We start from the raw sequence: 24,752 nt of genomic DNA on the forward strand, positions 1-24,752 counted from the left end.
ACTCAAAATCCCCTGTTAAATATAAACCGTGGATTTAGTGCTTGTAACCACACTCACAACTATGGGTTGTGTAGAAACAGGCGATTCAGCGGGAGTTTCGCCTTACTTAACAGATTAAATCGAAAGGATTTTTAGTCTCGGGAGCGTGCACATACGCACTCCCAAGACCTGAGAAAAAGAGAAGTCGGGTTGTTTTTTCCTGATTTCTTCACGCAAGACCGGCCGAGATGGTGGAACATAAACGGCTTGTCTGTCGGGCAGAGCGCCAGCGGGAATCCCTCTCGTCCTTGCATCGCAATGAGAGAGCGGCTGAGCCAATCCCGAAACGGGCGAGTTTCCAGATCAAGGTTCTTGGAACCTTATTTTTCCTCTTCTGTCTGAGGGGACTGCGTGCTGTATGTCCCTTATCCCTTTTCACCGTCAGGAAAAGAGTAACCCTGAGAAGCGGGGTCTGTCTCCTGCTGTTTGTGTACATGCTGTCGATGTTTTTCTCCGTAGCCGCGCATGCCCAAACTCTTGGATTCGCCACAGATAGCTATAAGGTGACGGATACCACGGAGAAAATTATCCGGGGAAGGCTTGAATACAGTAATGGTCAAGGAGTATGCGACGATTACTTCACGGATGAAGACGCAATGGTTGCGTGCGCGGAGTTGGGGCATATACGTAGTGAGGGGAGAGCGCTGACAAGATTGCGTAGCGCTGGCAATGACGACTTCCGGTTGGATGACTTGTTGTGTGACGGCAGTGAAGCAAGTCTTGGTGATTGTAGTAGAAGCGATGATGGAAATCCCGGTGACCACAATTGCCGGGACACCGAGCATACGGGTGTTGTCTGTCATACAGAAGTCGTCAAACCAAAAGCACCGGAGCTAAGTGCGGCCCCCGACCCGGAAGATGAAGACACGGCAATACTGTCCTGGACTGCTCCAAGGATCGAATTCACGGGCCACGGCATTAATTACATAGAATCCATAGTTGACAGATATCAACTCCAGATATCGGAGGATGGCAATACGGGCTGGACGGATGTTTCCACCGGTATTAGATCCACAAGAAGAGAGTTTCTTCATAGAGGTCTTTCCTCCGGAACGTGGTATTACAGGATCAGGGCTGTCAACACCGCGGGTAACGGCCCGTATTCGAACGTGGCCGAAGTTACTCTTGGAGGGAATGGGAGCCCCGTATTTTCCGAAGGAACTTCTGCCACCCGTTCTGTAGCGGAAAACACCGTGGCGGGAGAAAACATCGGTGGTCCGGTCGAGGCTGCGGGTTCAGAAAGCTACTTGCTTGGCGGCACGGATGCGAACTCGTTCGATATTGATGGAACTACCGGGCAGCTGAAGACAAAGGCGGCGCTTGACTATGAGGACAAGAATTCTTATTCAGTTACGGTTACCGCCCAGCATAACGGGAGTGCGACCTCAATAGATGTGGCAATTTCGGTTACCAACGTGGATGAACCGGGAGTGGTAATTTTTTCTTATCCGTCACCGTTTCAGGTGAATGAGATCGTGACTGCGACTTTGAGCGATCCTGACGGTTCCGCTTCAGGCGTCACGTGGGAGTGGGAGAGGTCATTGAGCCAGAACAGCGGTTGGACTTCAATCACCGAGACCACGGACGCGAGCCACGATCTGGTTGTAGCCGACGAAGACCATTATCTGAGAGCAACGGCGACCTATACGGACGCTGTTTTTGGTTCCGGCAAGACTGCGCGGGCGATCTCCAACAAGGTGCCGAATCTTAACTGGCCGCCCATGTTTGATGAAAGTGATCCCGCCACGCGTTCCGTTGCTGAGAATACCACCGCCGGAGAAAACATCGGTGCCCGAGTTACGGCTATGGATCCGGAAAGCGACACGCTTATCTATTCGCTCGGAGGTACGGACGCGAATTCATTTGATATTGACAGTTCGACAGGGCAGATAAAAACCAAGAATCCGCTTGATTTCGAGACCAAAAACTCTTACTCGGTTACTGTCATTGCCAGGGACCGGCCCGTGGGCGCCGCAGACCTCCAGAGTGATACGATCACAGTGACCATCGGCGTAACCGACGAAGAGGAGGAAGGGACAATAACCCTCTCTTCTGTGCAGCCGCAGGTAGACGCGCTGTTGACTGCGGCTTTAAGAGACCCGGACGGTGACGTATTGGCCGTCACGTGGACTTGGGAGAAATCAACAAGCCGGAATAATGGCTGGACTGTCATAAGCGGTGCCACGGGATCAGGCTACACGCCTGTTGACGACGACGTGGATAATTACCTGCGTGTGAAGGCAGACTATACGGACCGGCGCGGTTCCGGGAAAATGGCGCACGTAATTTCCGACCTTGTGGTGCGTGTCGAGCCGCCGTCAAACAACGCGCCTACGTTCTCCGCTCCCACGGCCACGCGTTCCGTTCCTGAGAACACCCCGCCCGGAAGGAACGTCGGCGCGCCGGTAACCGCGATGGATCAGGATAACGATCCGCTTACCTATTCGCTTGGAGGTGCTGACGCAGCTTCGTTTGCCCTGGCCGATCCAACTTCAGGACAGATAAAAACCAAGGCACCTCTTGACTACGAGACCAAGAGATCTTACTCGGTCGAGATTACTGTGAATGACCCTTCCCTGGAGAGCGCTACCATCGCGGTAACCATCAACGTGACCAATGTGACCGAATCGCCTTCAAGCACGAAAACGCCTGACCCCGGGGTAACGCCGAACACACCGAACACACCGAACAAGCCGAACAAGCCAAACACACCGAAAGCGACGGTTCCAAGCGCTCCCGGAAATCTCATGGCGGCTGGGGGCGACGGAGAGGTGACGCTTAGCTGGAGGACCCCGAATGACGGCGGAAGCGTCATCAAGTACTACGAATACATGATTGATGACATCCAGTGGATCTCGACCAAAAGAAAATCCACTACCCACACCATAACCGGGCTTATCAACGGTGAGACCTATAAATTCAAGGTGCGTGCGGTGAACAGCATCGGTCCCGGCCCTGAGTCTAGGCCGGTAAGAGCCACGCCTGCCACCGCGCCTGGCGCCCCGCAGAATCTGACGGCGGTTCCGGGCGATGAGCGCGTGACGCTCATGTGGGAGCGACCCGTAGATAACGGCGGTCTTCCGATCACCAGTTACGAGTACAGCCAGAAGGAAGAGGGTGGCTCGTTTGGCAACTGGATATCCATAGATAACAGCGGTCCCATGGAGACAAATGAAACCAGCTACGTGGTCACGGGTCTTAAAAACGGCACTGTCTACTCCTTCAGGGTGCGCGCGGTGAACGTAGTAGGTCCGGGAGATGCTTCAGCCGAGGCCACGGCCGAGACGAGCGCTTCTGCCTTTCGGCGGCTAAGACGTGTCAGCATCAGTATTCTTCCCGAGTTCGGGAGGACTATGACGAGGAATTCGCTTGATGCGCTTACGTGGCGTCTTGACAGCGTGCTTTCGGGGTCTTTTGAGCGCACAGGGATGTTCAGGCTCATGGATCAGCGCGCGGGGCTCCACGATGTCATTGGAATTGATATGTGGGATGATCCGGAACTGTTGGAAGAGCTCAGCCTCGAGGAACTGCTCTACGGGTCTTCATTCATAATCAAGGCCGGAGGGATGCCTAGGAAACCGAAGCAATATCCAAAAGAACGGCCCAAAGAAGCTCCCGGAAAGCATACTCGGGAACATTCAAAAGAATTACCGAAAGAATTACGGAGGGAATATCCCGGGGATGAAAATATGTGGATTGAAGAGGATGGGAAACCGGAGCTCATAGAGAGGCAGGGGGATATAGCGTTCTGGGGCAAGGCGGACTACAGTGCCCTTTCGGTCGGGAGAAGCGGCGAAAGTCTGAACTGGGACGGTAGCGTAGCAAGCGGCTATCTCGGGGTCGACAGGCGGTTAACCGAGAGCGTGCTGATGGGACTTTCCGTCGCTTTGACGAAGGGAGATTTCGATTACACGGACTCCACCCCGGGAGAGGGAGGAAGTGGAGATTACTATGTAAGGATGCTTAGCGTGGCTCCGTACGTTGCGTGGCTTATATCCGAAGACGCTTACCTCTGGGGTGCGATTGGCTACGGTCGCGGGGAAATAGAGATAGACGACGAAGAAGTTCAGAGCGTCGCTTCAAGCGACCTCAGCTACAAGTCGGCGGCCGCGGGAGGAAGCGGCAGGGTGTTTGACGTGGGAGACACCACCTTCTCGCTTAAGGGCGAAGCGTTTAAGGTATGGATGGATGTTGAGGGCGACGACTACCTGATCGATGACTCCTCCGTGGGAGTACACCAGCTGCGGTTGAGCATGGAGGGAAGCTATGAGTACAGGTTTGCGTCCGGAACTTGGCTCAATCCCCTTGTGGAAGTTGCGCTTCGCCATGACGGGGGAGACGGAGAGACGGGCACCGGGGTTGAAATCGGAGGCGGGTTCCTTTTCGAGGATCCGAATATGGGCCTGAGTATTTCCGGAAGGGGGCGCTGGCTGGCGACCCACAGCTCAGATAAGTTCAGCCAGTGGGGCGTGGGGGGAGCGATAATCCTTGATACGGGAGCGGACAAGCGGGGAGCGCTGTTCAGCGTGGCTCCGGGGTGGGGAGAGACTTCAAGCGGGATTGAGAATCTCTGGGAGCGCGGAGTTAAAGGACTCTCGTCAGAAGACGGCAGGAACAGCGATATGCACCTTGACGCGGAGTTCGGATACGGACTCTCGGCTCTCGGCGGAGACGGGCTCCTTACTCCTTACAGCGGCCTCAGGGTTAGAGGAGACGGGTGGCGACAGTACCGCCTCGGCAGTCGTCTGGACCTCGGGCATTCTGCAAGCCTGAGCCTTGAAACCGAGCGCAGGCAGAGCGACGCGAAGAAACCCGAGCACGGAGTCATGCTGAGAGGAAAGCTTAATTTCTGATCGGTTCCAAAGGCGGCGTCCGGACTGCTGACTGCTCCCTTTATCGCAAGAAGAGTCCTCAGGTAAGAATCGGCTTTTTAGACAACTACAGCCAGTCGTCTTCAAACGTATCGGCCGGGCGCTGGTGGAAAGCTCCCGTGTCCAGACTGTTTTTAAAACCCCGGAACTTAAGCAGTCCCGAGATCGCGGGTTTTATCTGGCTTCTTTCGACCACCAGGTGAACCCCTCCGTGTTCTTCGTAGAATTCAGAGGACATTATTTTCGGGTCGACCCCGCGGCCGCCGCTTGTGAGCTTCACAACGCGGTCCCCGGCAAAAGCTATGGTCGCTTTCTTCTCCGATATCAGGAAGTCTCCCTGCACAGCGTAGCTCGCAAGCGCTCCTCCCGTTGTCGGGTGGCCGAGTATGGAGATGTTCGGAAGCCCGTGCTCCTTGAGCCTCATTATCGCGGATATGGTCTTCGCCATCTGGTAGAGCGCCACGGTCCCTTCCTGCATCCGGGCGCCTCCGCTTACTGTTATCGTTACCAGGGGGAGCTTGTGTTCTATGGCGTAGCTCACCACTATGTTCATCTTCTCACCGAAAACGGAGCTCATTGACCCGCCCATGAACCTGAAATCGCAGACCGCCACCGCGACGGGTATGCCGAACATGGTCCCGTAGCCCGTTACCAGGGAATCTTTCGAGTCGGTCTTTCCGGCGAGCTTCTGTCTCGAGGACGAATAGTTAAAGAACTTGTAGACGGAATCCACGTCTTCAAGAGAGAGGCCGGGTTCTATTTCGTGAAAAGACGCCTCGTCGAGGAGAAAGTCAAGGTAGTCGTCCGAGCTCAGCGCTTCAGGGCGGTTGCAGTAAGGACACGAGGAATTGTTCGCATGAAGCTCTTTTTTCGTGAGCTGCTTTTTGCAACCGGGGCGTATGATTTTTCCCTGCCCGTCCTTTTCGTCGTTGCAGAAATGGGGTTCCGATCCGTAGATGGCTATCTGCATCTCTTCGATGTCGGGATTTTCCTTTCTTCCGCTGAAATAGTTGGGAAGCCAGGCCTTTATTTTCTTTGAGATTCCTTCGTAGATTCTTTGCTGTTTTTTCACGCGCCCGCAGCGCTCGATTTTCCTTCGAAGCTCCTCGCGCAGGTGCCTTACGTCGTAGCGGTCAAGCTCCTTTGAAGCGGCTGAGAGAGACGCCTGCAGGTTTTTCAGGGTCGCGGGGATGTAATTGCTTTTTCCAAGAGGGGCCTCTTTCACCACTTCGTCTATTATTCCGTATTTCTTCATGTGAGTCGCGGTGGGCTGAAGCACCTCGAGGGCTTCTGCGACCTTGTCCGCGCTTCTGAAGAGAATGGCGGAGCAGCCCTCGGCGGTTATCACGGAGTATTCGGCTCGCGAGAGCATAAGTCTTTTGTGTCCGAGCTGTATGGCGATTGCGCCCCCGCTTCCCCCGAGTCCGAGCACGGTGGTTATCGTTTTCGTTCTTATGGAGATCATTTTCGACTGGCAGTAGGAAATCAGCCAGGACTGAAGTTTTTCGGCCGAGTACTCGTAGGGATCTCCTCCTATGGTATCAATGAACGTGAAGAGCTTGAGGCGGTTCTGTTCCGCATACTCCATCATGCATAAAGACAGTCCGTAACCGTCTGCCTTTACCATTCCGAAGTTAAGTGTTGTTCTTTCCTTTTCGCTGGAAGGGGTCTGCTGGGCTATTACGGCCACTTCCTCTCCCGTGCCCTTGAACACTGCGGTGCCTACTATGACGGCGGGATCGTTAACGAATTCGATCTTCTTGCCCGAGGGGGCGTGGATGAAGTTTCTGAACCCGTGGAGCTTGTTCCAGGGAGTAAAGTCGGTGAAGAGAGTTCCGATCAGGTGCTTTGACTTGATCCTGTCGTAGCTCTTTGCCTCCTCGTGGGCCCGAAGTATTTTTGCCGTTGATGCCATGGTGTATTTTGCGGCGACCGCTCCACGGACCCGCCATATATAAGTATATAATTAAATCTGTTTGTGGGAAAAGGAATCTGTTCTCCAGAAAACCGCGAACTGCCTCCCACTATACCAACCCGCCTGTGCCCAACGAATCCTCCGCGCGAAGAATCGTCGCAAGATTCGTCCAGGGTTTTGTTATGGGGAAAATCTAGATATACGGGTTTCTGCTTTTTTATGCGTTGAAAGACTGTCCGCAGCCGCAGGAACCGGTCGCGTTCGGATTTTCGATCGCAAAGCCCTTTCCCTCAAGACCGTCCTTGAAATCAAGGACTGCCCCGTCAAGATAGGTATAGCTGAGCTCGTCGATGGCGACCTTTATGCCGTCGGATTCAATCAAGTTATCTCCTTCTTCGGTCTCGTCGTCAAATCCCATCTCGTAGGAGAATCCGGAACAGCCGCCGGGTACTATCCTCACCCGGAGAAACGCTTCCTCGATATCATCTTCGGCAAGCAGCCTTTTTATTTCATCTACGGCTTTGGGAGTTACGGAAAACATATTTCCTCTGCCTCCTCGCAGTGTGAATTCTTTTACCACTCCGTCTAACAAAATACATCTGCCGGGCGCGGTTGTCAAAGCGAAGCCAGCAACGAACCGTTCGGGCATCCCCCGCGGTTTGCCCGTACGCCCTGGTTTGCTGTATAGTTTTCGGCGTGAGCAGAACCGCCTACCTTATAATCGATTCAAGCGAGCGCAATTCCGACCTTTACCACAGAACCGGTTTTTTCGTTCCGGATCCCGTTATTTTTTTCGAGCACGACGGCGAAGGAACACTGGTTCTCAGCGATCTTGAGCTTGAGCGGGGAAGAAGAGAGGCTAGGGTAGAACGGGTCGTCTCGCTCGGGGAGTGGGTTGCCGCAGTTCGCGGAAGGAGGAGGAAAAGGCCCGGCATTGCCGAGGTGGCTGCGGCAATCCTAAGGCAGAGAGGAATAAGGAGCCTGATTGTCCAGAGATACTTTCCGGTTTCCTATGCCGACGCGCTTCGGGAGGCCGGTTTTTTCGTCAAGATTGCAAAGACAGATTTTCTTTTCCCCGAGCGTCTCAGGAAATCCCCGGCGGAAGTCTCACTCATAAAGAAGGCCCTTTCCGCTACGGCATGGGCCATGAGGATTGCTATTTCAATTATATCGGACTCAGTGGTGAAGGGCTCCGTGCTTTACCGTGACGGCAAGCCCCTTACCTCGGAGATAGTGCGCTCCGCCGTAAGTTCCTATCTTGCCGCACATGGGTATGTGGCTTCGAACACTATAGTGGCCGGAGGGGTCCAGGGCTCCATGCCCCATGAGAAGGGTTCGGGTCCTCTTAAGGCTGGATGGCCGGTGGTGATCGACATTTTCCCGAGATCTCAGGAGAACGCCTACTTCGGCGACATGACGAGGACAGTTGTTAAGGGCGAGCCTTCGGCGGAACTTTCAAGGATGTACAATACCGTTTTGCGCGGCCAGAAAATCGCGTTTTCCATGATAAAAGACGGCGTGAGATCAAAGGACGTGCACGGCGCGGTAATGGATTTTTTCACGGAACGGGGGTTTCCGACCACGGCTTCGGGTTCCGCAAGCCCCCAGGGCTTCATACATTCCACGGGGCACGGTCTGGGGCTTGACATCCACGAGCCGCCGAGAATCGGTCCCGGCAACGAGATTCTGAGGGAGGGAAACGTCGTTACTGTAGAGCCCGGTCTTTACTACGAGCGTCTCGGGGGAGTCAGGATAGAGGACGTGGTTGTGGTGACGCGGGATGGAAACGAGAATCTGACCCGGTGTTCGAAGAGGTTTCGGGTCTAAGGTTGCCCTAGGAGCCATGGAAGAGAAAAAGACTTTTGAGGATATAGTTTCGCTTGCGAGGCGTCTTCGCGCTCCGGGAGGCTGTCCGTGGGACAGGGAGCAGACCCTCGAGTCCCTTCGTGCTTATGTTCTCGAAGAGGCCTACGAAGTGATACAGGCAATAGAGCTTGAGGACACGGACGGACTCGTAGAGGAGCTTGGAGATTTCCTTTTCCAGGCCGTCTTCATCTCCCAGATAGCGAGCGAAGAGGGGAAGTTCGACATAGGCGACGTCACGCAGAGACTCCACGACAAGCTCATAAGAAGGCACCCTCATGTGTTCGGGGAAAAAAAGGCCAAGGATGCGGCCGACGCATTGAGGACTTGGAATGCCGAGAAGCTCAAGGAGAAGAAAGGGAAGCCCGATCTGGAGGAAATACCCAGAGCCATGCCCTCTTTGATGAGGGCGCAGAGGGTTGGCGAGAAAGCGGCCCGCTCCGGGTTTGACTGGAGGGATACTTCTTCAGTTCTTGCTAAGGTAAAGGAGGAACTGCTTGAGCTTGAGCGGGAAATGGAGGCCGGAGAGGGAAACAGATCCCGGGAGGAATGGGGAGATTTAATCTTTTCCGTCGTGAATCTGGCAAGACATCTAGACATCGACGCCGAGACTGCGTCTCATGGGGCCATCGAGAAGTTCATAAAGAGATTCTCCCGGTTCGAGGAGAAAGCGCGGACCAGTGAAAAAGAGATAACCGCTCTTTCCATGGAGCAGATGGACGAGATCTGGGAAGAGGTAAAAAAGACGTAGCTTTTTCCGCTTCAGGGGTATTCTTTGGCCGTGAACGGTTCTTAAATTGAGAAATACAAGGAGAAAACATATGAGGCATTTTACGGGGAACGGGTGTTTTTGGCTTGTGGCGGTTCTTGTGGCGTCCGTCTTGTCGGTGACGGATTCCGCGGCGGAAGGTTTTTATGTAGGGCTTGAGGCAGGTTTTTCAAAGTCGGGAGACATGGACGTTTCCCAGTCCTTAATTGATCACCCGACCCAATGCGATTCGTTTCTTTACCCTTCCGGTGCGACTCCGCCGATGGACGCGGAGTGTACCACCGAAAAAATAACTACCATTGCAAACGTGTTTGCCCCCGGCGCTGGCTTCGCGGGAGGCGCGACCCTGGGTTATGCCTTCGGCAACGGGCTTCGTTTTGAGGCGGAGTATCTGAACCGCCGTCAGGGCTCGCAGAGAAGGCTCGCGCGCCTCGGTCCCGGCGGCGGCGAAACGCTTGAGCAAAAGGAGAGCGAATGGGACGAGAACGATCCTCCTTCAGAACGCGTGTACGACCTCAGCGCTCATCATTTCTTCCTGAACGCCTACTACGACCTGCGCAACGGCTCGCCTTTTACGCCCTATATCGGGGGCGGTATAGGTGTGGGTTCGACGGAGATGCGTTACTCGGCCAGATTTCTGCGCAGAAGCGATCTGGGTCCGGAACCGTGGCAGATGGCCGCGTCGGGAACGGTCAGCGACATAGACACGAAGCTGGGAAAAACCAGGTTCGGCTTTCAGGTTGTGGGCGGAGTCGACTATGCGCTTGGCGACGATCTTTCAGTCGGCGCCAAGGTCCGCTGGACGCGCCTCAGCGGTTTTGACCGAAACGACATGTCTTGGACGCGGGTCAGAGGCCACAAACCCATACGCGCAGACGGCGTTACGCCGCTTACGACCGATTTCGAAGTGAGTGACGCAGACATCTGGACCTTCACGGTCGGGCTCAAGTATTATCTCTGAGGTGCCTCGCGCCTATCTGGCGACGAGCGTTCCCATGAGCTTCCAGCCTTGCTCAACGAAGATTCCGCTTGAGGCGGCGCTGTCCTCGGTATAGACAAGCGAGCCGTTTTTTACCGAGCGGTTCCCGGAATCGAGTATGGCGAAGGGAACGGGTTCGTTTGTGTGGGTCCTGAGGTCTATGGGGGTGGGATGGTCCGAAAGTACAAGCACCCTGTATTCGCCGAACTGCTCCATCCCGGCAAGCGCGGGCCCCACTACCTTCTGGTCGAAATCCTCGACCGCCCGTATCTTGAGGCGGGCGTCCCCCACATGCCCCGTTTCGTCAGTCGCCTCTATGTGGATCATTGCGAGGTCCACGCGTCGCAGCGACTCAATAGCGCCGCTTACCTTTCCCGCGTAGTTGGTGTCAAGGTACCCGGTCGCTCCTGGAACCTCGATTACTTCCATCGAGGCGAAAATTCCTATTCCCTTTACGAGGTCGACCGCCGATACGACGGATCCGGTGATTCCGTAGAGTTCTTGAAGGGGCGGCATGTCGGGTCTTGTCCCTTCGCCCCAGAGCCATACGGAGTCGGCGGTGTTTTTGCCCTCAGCCCTTCTTTTTGCGTTCACGGGGTGATCTTTCAGTATCCTGCGGGATTTCTCCATCAGACTCAGAAGTTTTTCCGCTCCGTCTCCCGAAGGAAGCCAGGGAGCGATTTCTTTTCCCGAAATGTCGTGAGGCGGGGTTGTTCGGATACCGCTGTTTCCTCCGCGCCAGAGCAGAAGATGCCTGTAGCTTACCCCCTGGCTCAGGGAGAACTCTTCCCCGTCGAACTCTTTTTTTAGATCCTCGATTATCCCGGCTGCGTCATCATCCGTTATGTGCCCGGCGCTGTAGTCCTCCATGACCGTCCGGCCGTCTCTCTCCGCAAGGGTTACAAGGTTGCACCGGACTGCGACGTCCGTTTCCCCGAGCGAAATCCCTATGCTCGCGGCTTCGAGGGGGGATCTTCCCGTGTAGTATTTCGTGGGGTCGTAGCCCAGCACCGCGAGGTTTCCCACGTCGCTTCCCGGAGGAAGCGGGTCGGGAATGGTTTTCGCGATCCCGAAAATCTCTGCCCGCTTCGCGATCTCGTCAAGATTGGGAGTGTCGGCTGCTTCAAGCGGAGTCCTGCCGTCAAGCTCGGGGAGCTTGTGGTCGGGCATGCCGTCGCCTTGGAGGATAAGGTATTTCACGGTGAGAAGAGGGTATATGTAAATTTGGGGGAATCAAGCTTCAGGACACGTCGACCGCGTGTTTTTTAAGATCGGAGAGATCGATGACCCTGAGCACCGATTCATGAGTCGACTGAAGAAATACCGGGGGAGCCACGCCGCCGTCAAGGGCCTCTTTCCACCGAAGCGCGCAAAGACACCACCTATCTCCGGGTTTTAGGCCCTCGAAACCGAACTCGGGGCGGGGGGTTGTAAGATCATTCCCCTTGGATTTTGAAAACGCGAGGAACTCCTCGGTCATCTCCGCGCAGACCAGATGAAGCCCCACGTCCTCAACCGCCGCCCTGCAACAGCCGTCGCGGAAAAATCCGGTCATGGGATCCGTTCCGCACTCTTTTAGCTCTTCGCCGAATATGTTTTTCTCTTCAGTTTTCATTGCGCGCGCCCGGCAAAAACACCCCGGCGGGGTGTTCCCGCCTGATTATTATATATTGTTTTGCCGAGTATAAGTATATAATTCTCAATCATAAAGATGGCCGATTTCATACTGAAGGAAAAACCCCGCGCATTCAGCGGGGATATAGCACTTCCGGGAGACAAGTCCATTTCCCACAGGGCGGTTATTCTGGGTTCTCTGGCGCATGGAAAAACCCGGGCGAAAGGGTTCCTCGCCTCCCGGGACACTCTCGCCACCGCGAACGCTTTCAGGAGCATGGGGGTCGAGGTGGCCGTGGGCGCGGGGGAAGTGGAGATCTCGGGAAAGGGACTTTTCGGCCTTGAGGCGCCCCGGGAAACCATAGACGCCGAGAATTCGGGGACGACGGCCAGACTGCTCTCAGGAGTGCTAAGCGCCCAGAGCTTCCCCTCGACCATTACCGGGGATTCCTCGCTTCGCCGCCGTCCCATGTCGAGGGTGACCGTTCCCCTTCGCAGGATGGGGGCAAGGATTTCGGGAGAAGGGAAAACCCTTCCGCTTCGCATAACGGGCTCGGAACTTCGGGGAATAGACTACGAATCTCCCGTGGCTAGCGCGCAGGTGAAGTCGGCGATTCTGCTCGCGGGACTCTACGCGGCGGGGCGGACCAGCGTTACGGAACCCGAGAGAACCCGGGACCATACCGAGAGAATGCTTCGCCATTTCGGGGTTCCCGTGGAGACGGAAGGAACCTGCGTTTCGGTAAGCCCTGGTGCGGAGTTCTCGGGAACCGAGATTGAAATTCCCTCCGACATCTCCTCGGCGGCTTTTTTCATCGTCGCCGCGCTTATAAACCCGGGATCGGAAATCATGGTAAAAAACGTGGGCCTTAACCCCCTTAGAACGGGGGCGCTGGATATCCTGCGGGAGATGGGGGCCGACATTTCGGTTGAGAACCTCCGCGAGCGCTGCGGAGAGCCTGTGGGGGACATAATAGCCCGCCACTGCGCACTGAGCGGCGTGCGGATAGGGGGAGAGTCGGTGTCCCGGGCAATAGACGAGCTTCCGGTTGTTTCGGTAGCCGCGTGTTTTGCGGAGGGCGAAACGGTTATAAGCGATGCGGGGGAACTTCGGGTAAAGGAAACCGACAGGATAAGCGCCATGGCGGGGGAACTTTCGAAGCTGGGAGCTGACATCAGGGAAACGCAGGATGGCATGGTTATAAACGGCGTGGAGGAGCTTTGCGGCGCCCGGTGCGGAAGCCGCGGCGACCACCGCGTGGCCATGTCTCTTTCCGTCGCGGCCACGCGGGCCCGGGGAGAGACGGTGATTGAAGACGCCGGGTGTGTTTCCATCTCGTTTCCCGAGTTTTTGTCGCTTTTCGAGGCGCTTGGAGACCGGAAGTGAAGCGAAGCGGCGACAATATAGTTACCATAGACGGACCCTCGGGAGTCGGGAAAAGCACGGTCGCAAGACGGGTCGCCGAGCAGCTGGGTTTTTCGTGCCTTGAGACAGGCGCCATGTACAGGGCCGTCGCGCTTAAAGTTAGCAAAGCGGGAGTGGACCTAAGCGACACAGTATCGCTTTCTGGGCTGCTTTCCGGGACAGCGGTGGGATTCTCCCCGGCGGGCGGCATTCTCCTTGACGGATGTGATGTCTCTGAGCTTATAAGGACGGAGGAGATATCTTCCCTTTCATCCCGGCTCGCGGAACTCGGCGAAGTAAGGGAATTTCTGATCGGAATCCAGAGAGAAATCGGGGAGAGCGGGAACATAGTCGCCGAGGGAAGGGACATGGGAACGTATGTTTTCCCCCGGGCGAAGCACAAGTTCTATCTTGACGCCACCGTGGCCGAGAGGGCGAAAAGAAGGTTTCTTCAGGGGGAAAGCGGTTCCCTTCCGGATGTCGAAAGCGAGCTTCGCAGAAGGGACAGCCGCGACACGCAGCGCTCAGAAAATCCTCTTCATCCCGCCTCCGACGCCGTGATTATAGATACGACCGACATGGAGGCCGAGCAGGTGGTTTCCGAGATAGTTCTTCGCGCGAAGGACATTTCCCTTCGGGACGGCTGAAAATAATTTCCCTTCTCGAGTATCCTTTCCCTTTTAGGCAGTTTTCATGTAATCTTGGCATTATTATTAAAAGACTGACGGCAAAGGCGGCTAAACCAAATGACCCAGGATAATGGTATTACGGATTCGAACGAAAAAAGCTTTGAGGAGTTGCTTGATGAAAGCATGGAATCGCGCTTGAGCGAGCCCGAGAACGGGGAAATAGCGAAAGGAAGAGTCATAAGAGTTGACTCTGACGCTGTTTTCATAGACCTTGGGTTTAAGTTTGAGTGCATAGTTCCAATAAACCAGTTTTTAAACAAAGACGGCGAATATGAAGTCTCGGTGGGCTCGGAAATAGAGGTTTTGGTCGAAAGACCGAATCCCAACACCGTCAGGGCCTCGAAACAGAAGGCGGACCAGATCAGGGAAAGAAGGGCGATCGAGGAGAAGTTCAAAAACAAAGAACCGGTCGCGACGAGGATTCTAAACAGGGTTAAGGGCGGTTTTAACTGCGATATAGGGCAGAGCAGCCCCTTCAAGGTTTTTCTTCCAGGCTCCCAGGTCGCCCTGCGCCCGGTTGCGGATTTTGACGAGATGGTAGGCCAGACGATCGAAACCCGCATTATACAGAACAACGATAACGGCATAGTAGTGTCGAGAAGGGCGATTCTCGAGGAGGAAAGGGAGGAAAAGAAAAAACAGACTCTCGCCACCATCTCCGAAGGCCAGATGATTTCGGGGAACGTCGTGAAGATAATCGATGCGGGGGCGTTCGTAGACATAGGGGGTATAGAGGGCTTCGTTCCTATAGGGGAGATTTCCTGGGGCAGGGTGAGGCACCCGGGAGACGTTCTGAAAGAGGGTGTAGATACGCAGGTCAAGATTCTTAAGCTCGATATCGAAAACGGAAAAATAACCCTCGGGGTGAAGCAGACCACGGAAGACCCGTGGGAGACCATACAGGAAAGATACGAGGTCGGCGGCAGGGTGCAGGGGAAAGTGGTTTTCGCCGCGGAGTTCGGCGTGTTCGTCGAACTTGAGCCGGGAATAGAGGGACTCGTGCACGTAAGCGAACTCTCGTGGGTTAAGAATTTCCGCCACCCGAACGAAGTGGTCTCCGTCGGAAGCGAGATCGAGGTCGCGGTCCTCGGAGTAAAGCCCAAGGAAAGGAGAATTTCGCTCAGTCTCAAGCAGGTACAGGAAAACCCCTGGGATGAGTTCAAGAGGAACAACCCTCCGAACACCAGAGTGACGGGAACCATAAGAAACGTCACGGAACTCGGGGTCTTTGTAGAGGTTGCTCCTGACATGGTCGGTCTTGTGCGCCCTGAGAATCTGAGGTGGGAGGGGGAGGCGAGCCCCCTTGAGGTCTTCTCAAGCGAGGATGTCGGAAAGGAAATAGAGCTTGTGGTGCTTAATGTCATCCCGAGGCAGAGAAAGATCGGGCTTGGAGTAAAGCAGCTTACCCCGGATCCGTGGAATAAGGTGCTTCGGGACTACAAGGTTAACGAGACGGTGGTCACTTCCAAGATAGAGGAAATTGATGATCATGGAGTTACCGTGGCGCTTGCGGACAACGTGAGGGGTTTTTACGCCATACGCGAATTCCAGGACGATGAGTTAAGCCGTGAATCAATCAAGGTCGGAGACGAAATAAGCGGTCTCGTCACGGGGTTTAACAAGCCAAAGCACCAGGTGAACCTAAGCCGAAGACGGCTTGAGAAAAAGCAGGAGAAGGACACGATGAGAGACTTCGTGTCATCCCAGCAGGAAAGTTCCTCAAAACTCGGGGACATCCTCAATGAGAAACTCAAGGCCCTTGACTGACGAGCGGTGAAGTGAAAGTCCTCGATCTTAATTTCTTTCTTAAAACTTTTCTTTCCCTTCTGGTCATCTTCATTATCGGTTTCGCCGGAATCCTGATAGGAATGCTGATTTCGGGCGAGAGCCATCGTCCGGGCGGGGACGGCGTGGCGGTAATAAACGTCGACGGCATAATAATCGACTCCGACCCCTACATTAAGAGCATAAGGAAGATACGCGAGACCGGTTCCGTAAAGGCCGTTGTGGTGAGGATAAATTCCCCGGGAGGATCTGTTGCCACTTCCCAGGAAGTATACGAGGAACTGAAAAATCTCGGGAAAGAGATGCCGGTTGTAGCCAGCATGGGAACGGTCGCCGCTTCGGGTGGCTACTATATCGCCTGCGCGGCTTCAACGATTTACGCAAATCCCGGCACCGTAACGGGGAGCATAGGCGTGATAGCGCAGTTCGCTAGCTACGAGCAGCTGCTTGAGTGGGCGAAAGTTGAAGTAGAAGTGATAAAAAGCGGGGAATTCAAGGATCTCGGCTCACCGCTTAGAAAGATGCCCGAGGCTGAGAAAGCCTACCTGCAGACGCTGATAGACAGCGTTCACTCCCAGTTCAAAGACACGGTTTCCAAGAGAAGGAACCTGTCCCCCGAGGAAGTTGTTTCGCTTTCGGACGGAAAGATATTCACCGGGAGCCGCGCCAGGGAACTTGGCTTGATTGACCGCATCGGAACCCTTGAGGCGGCAATCGCAGAGGCAAGAAAACTGGGTGGCTTGGATGAGGATTCGTGGATCAGAGAATATCCCGTGAGGAAAAAGACATTGCTTGATTTCGTCTTTCCTGAGACTCTGGCCGAGCGTGCGATTTTTGCCTCTCCAGTGAAAACCGGGTTTGGTCTCTACTACATAGCCGACGTGATTTACTAGTACAGCGCAACTGGTATTTTCTCGAAAAACCGATATTCTAAGCATTGTTGTCGCTAGATGGGTTGCACTGGCGTAGCGAAACCGTTTTTCAAACAACCGATGAAACACGTAAAAAGATTTCTTTTCTTAGTCATATGCTGTTTCGTAGCCGTTTTCTTCATCCAGAACCTGGAAATAGCCACGCATGTATTCGGAATCGAGCTTGGTTTTTTCTCCTATAAATACACCTGGGCGGTTTACAACGCCGGGGTGCTGGGGGTTTCGTTTCTTCTGGGTGCGTTTGTCTTTTTCCTGCTGAGCTTTTCCAGAGGCCATTCCAGAAAATCTGAATTGAAACGGAGCAGGGAAACCGTAAAGAATCTAGAGGAAAAAGTCGGGAAGCTTGAGGTGGAGCTTCTCCAGAACAAGTCTGCCGGTTACCAGCAGCAGGCTTCTTCCCATGAGATGTTCAGGCCGCCGAAATGAGATCTTCCATCACCGAAACCCAGATGCCTGGCCGGACGGGCATTCGCAAGAAACCCGAGTGGATAAAGGCAAAAATTCCCAGCGGTCCGAATTACACGAGGCTCAGGGGCCTTGTGCGCGAACTCGGTCTTCACACGGTGTGCGAGGAGGCGAAGTGTCCAAACATAGGGGAGTGCTGGGGAGCCGGAACGCTTACTTTCATGATTCTGGGGGACGTATGCACGAGAAGCTGTGGTTTCTGCCACGTCAAGACCGGAAAAGGCGGCGAGCTTGACTGGGAGGAGCCTGCCAGGGTGGCAAAGGCGGTTGAGGAACTTCAGAAAAACAATGCACAGGTGACTCACGTAGTCATAACTTCTGTGAACAGGGATGACAGGAATTATGAAAGTGCATGTATATTCGCCCAGACTGTTAACGAAGTGAGAAACAAGGTTCCGGACATAAAGATCGAGGTCCTTATCCCGGATTTTAAGGGGGAGACCGAGGCGATTGAAAAAGTGATAGAATCGTCTCCCGATGTTCTGAATCACAACATTGAAACCGTCCCAAGACTTTACTCCCTGCCGCAGAAAACCCAGTCGGGAAGAACAAGATCCGTAAGGCCTCAGGCGGTTTACCGAAGGTCTCTCGAACTTCTTTCGATGTCCTCGAGCGGGGGAAATCCCGCAGTGCTTACCAAGTCGGGCATCATGGTCGGTCTTGGGGAGAGCTACGAGGAGATCGTCGAAACGCTCGCCGACCTCAAGCGGGCGGGATGCGATATAGTCACCATAGGCCAGTATCTTCAGCCCACGGTTGACCATATACCCGTATCAAGGTTCTATCATCCTGTCGAGTTCGAGTCTCTTAAAAGCTACGGGGAAAAGATAGTCGGCATCCCGCATGTCGAAGCCGGACCCCTTGTGAGAAGTTCCTATCACGCGGAAAAGCAGGTTTTCGAACTTTCCCGCGACATTATGACTGGAACGTGAAAATATATTTCCACTTCTTCTCGTAATGCCCGAGTTTGCGCTTTTTTCTTGAGAATTTGCCGTTTAGTCAACAAGCTTTCTGAGCTCTTCGGCGATCGCTTCCAGCTTTTCCTCGGAAACCCCGTAGTCCTCGGAAATTCTCTTTATTTCCTTGGAGGATATCTGCGGTTTTGTGGTTTTTTCCGTTACGGGTTCCTGTTTTTCCCTGTCAATGAGAAGCTTCGCGACGTCCCATCTTGAATAGTGGCCCAGAGAATCGAAAACCGCCTTTACCGCCTTTATCTGATTAGCGTAACAGTCGGCGTAGAGTATCGCGTCTTTTTCGAAATGGGGAGGGAACAGGTACCTGCCGGCAGGATTGACGATAGAACTCCCCCCTCGCGCCCAGTCGTAGTTCATGTGGTTCCCGTCCCGCACGTAGTGCCATCTTTCGGGAAAATCATCATCGTCAAGGTAACCGCAGGCACTGAGCACAAAGGCCCCCGATTCAAACGCGTGAACCCTTATAAGCGGCTGCACGGTGCATCCCGCTCCAGGGTCCTCAGTTTCGGCGGCTAGCAGTTTTTCGTCTCCCCTTCTCCAGTTCCCCGGCCACACTGCCACGTGGAAGTCCTGACCGCTGTGGACCATCGCGGCTCTCACGAGAATCATGTGGTTCTCCCAGCAGACAAGTCCTCCTATCCTTCCTATGTCCGTATCATAGGTGGCTATGTCACTCCCGTCTCCCTGGCCCCAGTAGGTCCTCTCAGTGTAGGTGGGCATGAGTTTTCTGTGTTTGCCGAGCACATTACCTTCGCGGGATATGAAAAGAAGGGAATTGTAAACGGTGCGGCTTCCCTTGCGGTCGTCAAGCTCGTTGCAGCCTATTACCACGTGGGTATCTGCCGCGCGTGCAGCTTCCGCGAGCATCTCGGTATCGTCTCCAGGAATAACGATGGAATTATCCTGAAGGGCGATCATGAAGTCAGTCCAGTCGTGTGGCGGGGTTTCATAACCGACTGTGTAGTAGGCTGGGTAGCCCGGTATGAAGGCCTCGGGAAAAGCGACCAGTTCCGCCCCGTTACCCCCCGCTTCCTTTATCACGCGGCAGGCCTTCTCAAGGGTACGCTCCTTGTCCATGAACACGGGAGCTGTCTGGGCAACCGCGACTTTTACTTTTTCCCTACCGCCTAGAACTTTTCTCATGAGCCTTGGGCCGCGAATGGGTTCAGGTTATTATCCTGCTTCCGCCCGGGGGCTCCCCTTCGGCTTGCTTTTGCTGGTTTTGCCTTGCCCTCGCGTAGACGAGGTCGAAAAGTCTCTGCTTAAAGTCATTGTCAAAAGCGCACACCCCGGGAATTATGTATCCCATAAGGGCTATCTGGAGAAAGTATTCGGTGTTTGCCTTGAGAAAGGACTCGTTTATCTCGCCGCCGTATGCCTGTGCGAAATTCTGGTATATCTGGTTTCCGAGCTCGGTCGCTATTTCTACGACGTTTTTTGACTGACCTGACGACTGATGGGCCGCTACTCCTAGGTTAAAAGCCATGTTTATGGAGTTCATGAACTGGTCCGCAACCATCTCTTCCGGGTTTGTTTCCTCTTCCGGCTTTGTATCTTCTTCTGACATTTTATCTCTCCCGTTGTTTTATATGGTTAAATCATCCTGCGGTATTATACTATATTGCTGCTTTGATTTTAACAATTTTGCTGGAGGAAAATCATGAAAGCTGATCACCTTATACAGAGACTCGGGCTGAAAAGGCTTCCGGGCGAGGGAGGATACTACAAGGAGACTTACAGAAGCGACCAGACAGCAGGGAACGACCGCGATCTTTCAACCGCTATCTACTATCTTATAACCCCGGAGGCCAGTTCAAAGATGCACAGGGTGAGTTCGGACGAGATTTTTCATTTTTACTTCGGCGACCCGGTCCAGATGCTGCTTCTCTATCCTACGGGAGAGTCAAGGGTAGTGGTTCTGGGTGATAATCTTCCTTCGGGGCAAAAACCCCAGCTTGTCGTTCCGAAGGGAACCTGGCAGGGCGCCATGGTTGTTGAGGGAGATTGCGGATACGCTTTTATGGGAACTACAATGGCTCCAGGTTTCGAGCTTGACGACTTCGAGCTCGGCGCTCTGGAGAGTCTGCTGCTGCGATTTCCCCAGCATGAAATGCTGATACGGGAACTTACGTAAACGGGGGAGAGAGATTCCAGGATCAGAAAAACCGGTGATTTTCTTTGACGGCGTGTGCGGATTCTGCAACAGGTTTGTCGATTTCGTAATGTGGGCGGATGTCCGCCGGGAAATACTCTTTTCCCCTGTGCAGGGAGAGACATCCGTTAAGTTTTCCCTATATCAAAACCAGCCGCCGCGCGAGTGGAAAATTGCTTATGCTGACGAAAAGGGGGTTTACGAGGGAGCCGACGCCATTTTGCTGGTTCTGAGGAGGCTTGGAGGGCTGTGGATGCTTCCCGCGCTCCTCATATATGTTCCCCGCCCGGTGAAGGATTATTTTTACGGGATGATATCAAGGAACCGCTATAGTATTTTCGGTAAAAGAGAAACCTGCCGCGTGCCGTCTCCTGAAGAAAGGGAAAGGTTTTTGCCCTAGTGTGCTTTTTTGATAAATTTGCCCGTATATGTATATTGAACCGGAGGAGAATTTTCATTTCAGATGCCTTCACTTGAAGAGCTTGTTTCGGCCGACGAAATTGCGGATGAGATAGCCCGCGCAAGCGAGATAGCCCGGGAAGAGTGGGAGAAAATAAGGGTTTCCCTGGCTCTCTGTGGGGATATCGGGGAGTTTTGCGGGGATGATTTCATGCTGGGAACCATTTCGGGGGAAACCATAACGCGCGAGCCGCTTGGGAGCCCGACGAAATCCGTTTCGCTTTACTCTCCGACTTATTATCCGATGTATCTTCTGGAAAACCTGCGCGAGTTTCGGGAGAAGTTCCCGGAGAAAAACTACCGCACGACAGAGGCTCTCTATGTCTATGTTGAGCTGGTGAACGCCGCTGCGCTAAGGCTCGGACTCGAGGGGACGCTGGCGATGGGTTTTGCAAGCGGCTACGCGAACGTCAGAACGGGGTGGATTGTGGAGAAGGGACTTGCGGAGGAGAGCGCCGTATTCTCCGAGATGTTTTTTTCTGACAGGCCGAAGAAATACGACTGGGATTTTCACTGGACCTCGGTAAGGCAAAGGTTCGGGGAAATCTACGAAAAATTCATCGCCTGGCAGCGCTCCCCAGCACTTTACCTCGAGGAGTCGAAATCCAGGGCGACCGTAAAGCCCTTCATAGTCTAGACGAACCCTTCCTCGAATTCGTCTGAAGGGTTCTCGAAACTCGGAACCCCGTTTTGCTCCAAGAACACGAGCTTCACCGTGCCCGTGGGTCCGTTTCTTTGTTTTCCGATTATAAGTTCCGCCATGCCATCTTTCTCCTCGGGGTTTTTCCTGTATATGTCCTGGCGGTGAATGAAAAGCACGACGTCGGCGTCCTGCTCTATGGCGCCGCTCTCTCTTAGGTCCGAGAGCTGGGGGCGGCGGTCGGTTCTGGTTTCGGTCTGGCGGCTAAGCTGCGAGATCCCTATTACAGGCACGTCGAGTTCCTTGGCGAGAGCCTTGAGTGCGCCCGAGATCTCGGCTATCTCCCTTTCCCTGGTTTCGTTTCTCGAACTGCCCCTCATGAGCTGCAGGTAGTCGACCACTATCAGGTCAAGCCGGTTGTCCTTTTTAAGTCGCCTTGCCTTGGCCCTTATCTCGAGAACCGTGAGAGCGGGGGTGTCGTCTATGAATATGTTCGCGTTTGCGTACCTCTCGGCGGAATCAAACAGTCTCTGGAGGTCGTCATCCCTTATGTACCCGCTTCTCATCGCCGAGAAGCTGACTTTCGAGCTTATGGAGAGAAGCCTCAGCATTAGCTGCTCCTTGGTCATCTCGAGGGAGAACATCGCGACCGAGAGATCCTCGTTCACCGCGGCGTTGCTTATTATGTTGAGAGAAAGCGATGTTTTCCCGGCACCCGGACGCGCGGCGATTATAACCAGATCGGATTTCTGAAGACCCGAGGTCAGGTGGTCAAGCCTCTCGAAGCCGGTTCTTAAGCCGGTTATAAGCTCCTTTTTCTCGTGGAGCCGCTCGATGTTCTCTATAGCCACCGGAGCAAGGTCTCTTGAGTGCCAGAAGCTTGGCTTTATCTTGTTCTGCGCGATATCGAGGATCGACTGCTCCGCCCTGTCGATGAACTCGTCGACGTCGATATCGGGTCCGTACCCCCGGTGCGCTATGTCGGTTGCGGTGAGCACCAGTTTTCTCAGGACGGACTTGTCTTTTACTATTCTTGCGTAATGGGCGACGTTTTCCGCCGTGGGAACGGTCGAGACGAGATAGGTGAGGTAGGCGGCTCCCCCGATTTCCTCTATGATTCCCTTCGAGCTCATCCACTCGTACAGGGTGAGGACATCTATGGCCTGGCCTTCCTTGTCAAGATCTATCATGCAGCTCATTATCTTGGAGTGGCTCTCGCTGTAGAAATCTTCGGCTATCAGGATTTCAAGAACCTGGTTTATCGAGCTTTGTTCGATGAGTATGGAACCCAGTACCGCGCGTTCCGCTTCCTCGTTGCTCGGAAGGGGGGCTTTCGTTAAATTTTCCATCGTTCGAGGTTACCTTCTTGTTCCGCCTTCACGATGGCTTCTCATTCCGCTATCAGAACCACTCCCACGTCCATGACGTTTGTTCCGGTGCTTCCGGTTTTTATAAGATCTCCCAGATTTTCAAAGAAAGAGTATGAGTCATTGTCGGCGAGATGGTCTCTCGCGCTTATGCCCATCGATCTTGCTATAAGGCGCGACTGCCCGTCGCATATGGCTCCGGCGGCGTCCGTGGGACCGTCTATTCCGTCGGTTCCGGCGAAAAGCCCCACGATTCCCTCGCTTCCTATTATCTCAAAGCAGAAAGAAAGCGCGGTCTCGGTGTTACGTCCGCCCCGCCCCCTTCCCATCACGTTCACTGTCGTCTCTCCCCCGAAAAGTATGCAGGCGGGTTTCTTCACGGGCCTTCCGAACCTCTTTATGTCAAACGAAATTCCCGCGATCACCTTGGCCACTTCCCTTGCCTCTCCCGATATCTGGGAGGAGAGAAAAAGCGTGTTGTACCCCATCTCCTTCGCCTTCTTCTCCATCGAGGCTATGGCCTTGTGATTGTTTCCGACAACGACCGTGGTGGCTCCGCTTCGTTCGTACTGTTCGTGGTCCATCGCGGGAGAAGCGTTCTTGTTTCTTCCCTTTTCAAGATGCACTACCACCCTCGGGGGAATCCTGTGCTCAAGCCCGAGCGCCTCTATGACGCGCCACGCGTCTTCATAGGTGGTGGTGTCGGGAACCGTGGGCCCCGAGGCTATGAATTCGAGCTGGTCGCCCACGACGTCTGAGAGGATAAGCGTGATGACTTGGGAGGGAAGGGCCTTTTTAAGGAGCCCGCCTCCCTTTATCTGCGACATCTTTTTTCTCACCGTGTTAAGGCCGTAGGTGTCGACTCCGCTGAGCATCAGTCTCTGGGTTGCCGCTCTTTTATCTTCTATGGTGAGACCTTCGCTCGGCATCGCGAGTATGGAACTTCCGCCTCCCGATATGAGGAAGATCACAAGATCCTTCTCTCCCGATCTTTCGAGAAGCGAGAGCACTTTTTCCGCCGCCTCGACGCTTTTTTCATCCGGCACCGGGTGGGAGGACAGATGAAAGTCCATTTTCTCAAAAGCCCGCTTGGAGCGGACGTTCGATACCACGATTCCCTCGGTTATTCGATCGCCGAGAAGTTCCTCAAGCGCCGTGGCCATAGAGGATGCGGCCTTTCCGAAGGCCACGACGTAGAGAGACTCGAAATCGGGGAGATTGAAGCTTCCTCCCCCGACCCTGAGCCGGTTGCCCCTGAGTTTAATGTGCTCCAGGACGCATTTTCCCGGGTCGGCTTCGGTGAGCGCCTGATCAAAAAGCTCCCTGGCGTCTTTTCTGAGTTTTTCGTTCATCCGCTTTTCTTGATCTCATCCACTATTCTGTCAACTTTCGATTCGGTAAGGTTCTCGTAAAGGGTGTCGTCCACAAGCATGGCGGGGGCCGTCCCGCAGGAGGCGAGGCACTCCGCCTCAAGAAAGGTTATTTTTCCGTCGGCGGTCGTTTCCCCGGTTTTTACCCCGAGACGCTCGCAGAGATGATGCTCCAGACCCTCGGCTCCGCGAAGCGCGCAGGAAAGGGTTCTGCAGAGCCACATGACGTGGGTTCCGACCGGTTCCGTGAAGAACATGGTGTAAAACGACGCTACGTTCTGAACCGAAGAGGCGGGAATATCAAGCGCCTCGGCCACTTCCTCCATGGATTCTGTGGAAAGCCAGCCGAATTCGTTCTGCACTTCCCGCAGGACGGGTATAAGCGCCGAAAGCCTGGTTTCGTGGTCATCCGCTATCTCTTGTATCTTGTCCCTGAGTTTAGGGGGAAAGGGCACTCCGAACCT

General features: G+C 54.2%; 22 protein-coding genes. 13 read left to right on the forward strand and 9 right to left on the reverse strand.

Annotated elements, in window-relative coordinates:
• Positions 1–227 precede the first annotated feature (227 nt).
• The gene (locus F4X55_07630; protein MYC40857.1) at positions 228–4,892 is read left to right on the forward strand and encodes an autotransporter domain-containing protein; all 4,665 of its coding nucleotides are present in this window, start codon (positions 228–230) and stop codon (positions 4,890–4,892) included.
• An 85-nt stretch (positions 4,893–4,977) separates the two neighbouring features.
• Here F4X55_07630 and F4X55_07635 read toward each other — a convergent pair whose 3' ends face one another.
• Both F4X55_07635 and erpA read right to left on the reverse strand, forming a co-directional pair.
• A complete protein-coding gene (locus F4X55_07635) occupies positions 4,978–6,825 on the reverse strand; it encodes a hypothetical protein (GenBank protein MYC40858.1) in 1,848 nt (615 codons plus the stop codon).
• A gap of 217 nt (positions 6,826–7,042) precedes the next feature.
• Positions 7,043–7,366: an iron-sulfur cluster insertion protein ErpA gene (erpA, locus tag F4X55_07640; protein MYC40859.1), complete on the reverse strand. Its 324-nt coding sequence runs from the start codon at positions 7,364–7,366 to the stop codon at positions 7,043–7,045.
• A gap of 155 nt (positions 7,367–7,521) precedes the next feature.
• Between erpA and F4X55_07645 the strand changes: the two genes are divergently transcribed.
• From F4X55_07645 to F4X55_07655, 3 genes are all read left to right on the forward strand, one after another.
• Positions 7,522–8,652, forward strand: coding sequence for an aminopeptidase P family protein (locus tag F4X55_07645; protein MYC40860.1), 1,131 nt, complete (start codon positions 7,522–7,524; stop codon positions 8,650–8,652).
• A gap of 16 nt (positions 8,653–8,668) precedes the next feature.
• On the forward strand, positions 8,669–9,439 hold the full coding sequence (mazG, locus tag F4X55_07650; GenBank protein MYC40861.1) for a nucleoside triphosphate pyrophosphohydrolase: 771 nt from the start codon (positions 8,669–8,671) through the stop codon (positions 9,437–9,439).
• Positions 9,440–9,509: 70 nt separating this feature from the next.
• Positions 9,510–10,418: a porin family protein gene (locus tag F4X55_07655; GenBank protein MYC40862.1), complete on the forward strand. Its 909-nt coding sequence runs from the start codon at positions 9,510–9,512 to the stop codon at positions 10,416–10,418.
• 12 nt (positions 10,419–10,430) lie between these two features.
• Here the strand turns inward: F4X55_07655 and F4X55_07660 are convergent, their stop codons facing one another.
• Together F4X55_07660 and F4X55_07665 are read right to left on the reverse strand one after the other, a co-directional pair.
• Positions 10,431–11,636: a cofactor-independent phosphoglycerate mutase gene (locus tag F4X55_07660; protein ID MYC40863.1), complete on the reverse strand. Its 1,206-nt coding sequence runs from the start codon at positions 11,634–11,636 to the stop codon at positions 10,431–10,433.
• A 40-nt stretch (positions 11,637–11,676) separates the two neighbouring features.
• On the reverse strand, positions 11,677–12,051 hold the full coding sequence (locus F4X55_07665; GenBank protein MYC40864.1) for a DUF2237 domain-containing protein: 375 nt from the start codon (positions 12,049–12,051) through the stop codon (positions 11,677–11,679).
• 96 nt (positions 12,052–12,147) lie between these two features.
• On the opposite strand from F4X55_07665, the gene aroA reads away from it, so the two are divergent.
• The 6 genes from aroA to lipA all read left to right on the forward strand — a co-directional run bounded on the left by aroA (position 12,148) and on the right by lipA (position 18,258).
• Positions 12,148–13,437, forward strand: coding sequence for a 3-phosphoshikimate 1-carboxyvinyltransferase (gene aroA, locus F4X55_07670; protein ID MYC40865.1), 1,290 nt, complete (start codon positions 12,148–12,150; stop codon positions 13,435–13,437).
• Positions 13,374–14,102, forward strand: a complete 729-nt coding sequence (locus F4X55_07675) for a (d)CMP kinase (GenBank protein MYC40866.1) — start codon at positions 13,374–13,376, stop codon at positions 14,100–14,102. The genes aroA and F4X55_07675 overlap by 64 nt, the downstream gene beginning before the upstream one ends.
• A gap of 99 nt (positions 14,103–14,201) precedes the next feature.
• Positions 14,202–15,911: a 30S ribosomal protein S1 gene (locus F4X55_07680; GenBank protein ID MYC40867.1), complete on the forward strand. Its 1,710-nt coding sequence runs from the start codon at positions 14,202–14,204 to the stop codon at positions 15,909–15,911.
• Between the two features lie 11 nt (positions 15,912–15,922).
• Positions 15,923–16,822: a signal peptide peptidase SppA gene (sppA, locus tag F4X55_07685; protein ID MYC40868.1), complete on the forward strand. Its 900-nt coding sequence runs from the start codon at positions 15,923–15,925 to the stop codon at positions 16,820–16,822.
• 57 nt (positions 16,823–16,879) lie between these two features.
• A complete protein-coding gene (locus tag F4X55_07690) occupies positions 16,880–17,287 on the forward strand; it encodes a LapA family protein (GenBank protein ID MYC40869.1) in 408 nt (135 codons plus the stop codon).
• Positions 17,288–17,310: 23 nt separating this feature from the next.
• Entirely contained in the window at positions 17,311–18,258 is a 948-nt protein-coding gene (gene lipA / locus F4X55_07695; protein ID MYC40870.1) for a lipoyl synthase, read from the forward strand.
• Positions 18,259–18,321: 63 nt separating this feature from the next.
• On the opposite strand, the gene F4X55_07700 is transcribed toward lipA, so the two are convergent.
• Both F4X55_07700 and F4X55_07705 read right to left on the reverse strand, forming a co-directional pair.
• Complete coding sequence (locus tag F4X55_07700) at positions 18,322–19,443, reverse strand: carbon-nitrogen hydrolase family protein (protein ID MYC40871.1); 1,122 nt, start codon at positions 19,441–19,443, stop codon at positions 18,322–18,324.
• Positions 19,444–19,465: 22 nt separating this feature from the next.
• On the reverse strand, positions 19,466–19,867 hold the full coding sequence (locus F4X55_07705; protein MYC40872.1) for a hypothetical protein: 402 nt from the start codon (positions 19,865–19,867) through the stop codon (positions 19,466–19,468).
• 93 nt (positions 19,868–19,960) lie between these two features.
• On the opposite strand from F4X55_07705, the gene F4X55_07710 reads away from it, so the two are divergent.
• From F4X55_07710 to F4X55_07720, 3 genes are all read left to right on the forward strand, one after another.
• Complete coding sequence (locus F4X55_07710; GenBank protein ID MYC40873.1) at positions 19,961–20,434, forward strand: cupin domain-containing protein; 474 nt, start codon at positions 19,961–19,963, stop codon at positions 20,432–20,434.
• Between the two features lie 13 nt (positions 20,435–20,447).
• Positions 20,448–20,852 carry a DUF393 domain-containing protein gene (locus F4X55_07715; protein ID MYC40874.1) on the forward strand — a complete coding sequence of 135 codons (405 nt, stop codon included), beginning with the start codon at positions 20,448–20,450 and terminating at the stop codon, positions 20,850–20,852.
• A gap of 63 nt (positions 20,853–20,915) precedes the next feature.
• Positions 20,916–21,548 (forward strand): hypothetical protein, encoded by a 633-nt coding sequence (locus F4X55_07720; GenBank protein ID MYC40875.1) that lies wholly within the window; start codon positions 20,916–20,918, stop codon positions 21,546–21,548.
• Here F4X55_07720 and dnaB read toward each other — a convergent pair.
• The 3 genes from dnaB to nuoE are packed head-to-tail and all read right to left on the reverse strand — an operon-like array spanning position 21,545 to position 24,743.
• The gene (gene dnaB / locus F4X55_07725) at positions 21,545–22,900 is read right to left on the reverse strand and encodes a replicative DNA helicase (protein MYC40876.1); all 1,356 of its coding nucleotides are present in this window, start codon (positions 22,898–22,900) and stop codon (positions 21,545–21,547) included. The two genes, F4X55_07720 and dnaB, sit on opposite strands and share 4 nt — an antisense overlap.
• A gap of 41 nt (positions 22,901–22,941) precedes the next feature.
• Entirely contained in the window at positions 22,942–24,270 is a 1,329-nt protein-coding gene (locus tag F4X55_07730; GenBank protein ID MYC40877.1) for a glycerate kinase, read from the reverse strand.
• Complete coding sequence (gene nuoE / locus F4X55_07735) at positions 24,267–24,743, reverse strand: NADH-quinone oxidoreductase subunit NuoE (GenBank protein ID MYC40878.1); 477 nt, start codon at positions 24,741–24,743, stop codon at positions 24,267–24,269. Before nuoE ends, F4X55_07730 begins: the two co-directional genes overlap by 4 nt.
• Positions 24,744–24,752 lie beyond the last annotated feature (9 nt).

This window comes from Candidatus Dadabacteria bacterium, assembly GCA_009840385.1.
Taxonomy (GTDB): Bacteria; Desulfobacterota_D; UBA1144; order Nemesobacterales; family Nemesobacteraceae; genus Nemesobacter; species Nemesobacter australis.

Bases quoted from the DNA above. Each gene is read 5' to 3' on its own strand.
- F4X55_07630 (MYC40857.1), top strand. From the start codon at position 228: ATGGTGGAACATAAACGGCTTGTCTGTCGGGCAGAGCGCCAGCGGGAA.
- F4X55_07635 (MYC40858.1), bottom strand. From the start codon at position 6,825: ATGGCATCAACGGCAAAAATACTTCGGGCCCACGAGGAGGCAAAGAGC.
- erpA (MYC40859.1), bottom strand. From the start codon at position 7,366: ATGTTTTCCGTAACTCCCAAAGCCGTAGATGAAATAAAAAGGCTGCTT.
- mazG (MYC40861.1), top strand. From the start codon at position 8,669: ATGGAAGAGAAAAAGACTTTTGAGGATATAGTTTCGCTTGCGAGGCGT.
- F4X55_07655 (MYC40862.1), top strand. From the start codon at position 9,510: ATGAGGCATTTTACGGGGAACGGGTGTTTTTGGCTTGTGGCGGTTCTT.
- F4X55_07665 (MYC40864.1), bottom strand. From the start codon at position 12,051: ATGAAAACTGAAGAGAAAAACATATTCGGCGAAGAGCTAAAAGAGTGC.
- aroA (MYC40865.1), top strand. From the start codon at position 12,148: ATGGCCGATTTCATACTGAAGGAAAAACCCCGCGCATTCAGCGGGGAT.
- F4X55_07680 (MYC40867.1), top strand. From the start codon at position 14,202: ATGACCCAGGATAATGGTATTACGGATTCGAACGAAAAAAGCTTTGAG.
- F4X55_07690 (MYC40869.1), top strand. From the start codon at position 16,880: ATGGGTTGCACTGGCGTAGCGAAACCGTTTTTCAAACAACCGATGAAA.
- lipA (MYC40870.1), top strand. From the start codon at position 17,311: ATGCCTGGCCGGACGGGCATTCGCAAGAAACCCGAGTGGATAAAGGCA.
- F4X55_07700 (MYC40871.1), bottom strand. From the start codon at position 19,443: ATGAGAAAAGTTCTAGGCGGTAGGGAAAAAGTAAAAGTCGCGGTTGCC.
- F4X55_07705 (MYC40872.1), bottom strand. From the start codon at position 19,867: ATGTCAGAAGAAGATACAAAGCCGGAAGAGGAAACAAACCCGGAAGAG.
- F4X55_07710 (MYC40873.1), top strand. From the start codon at position 19,961: ATGAAAGCTGATCACCTTATACAGAGACTCGGGCTGAAAAGGCTTCCG.
- F4X55_07720 (MYC40875.1), top strand. From the start codon at position 20,916: ATGCCTTCACTTGAAGAGCTTGTTTCGGCCGACGAAATTGCGGATGAG.
- dnaB (MYC40876.1), bottom strand. From the start codon at position 22,900: ATGGAAAATTTAACGAAAGCCCCCCTTCCGAGCAACGAGGAAGCGGAA.
- F4X55_07730 (MYC40877.1), bottom strand. From the start codon at position 24,270: ATGAACGAAAAACTCAGAAAAGACGCCAGGGAGCTTTTTGATCAGGCG.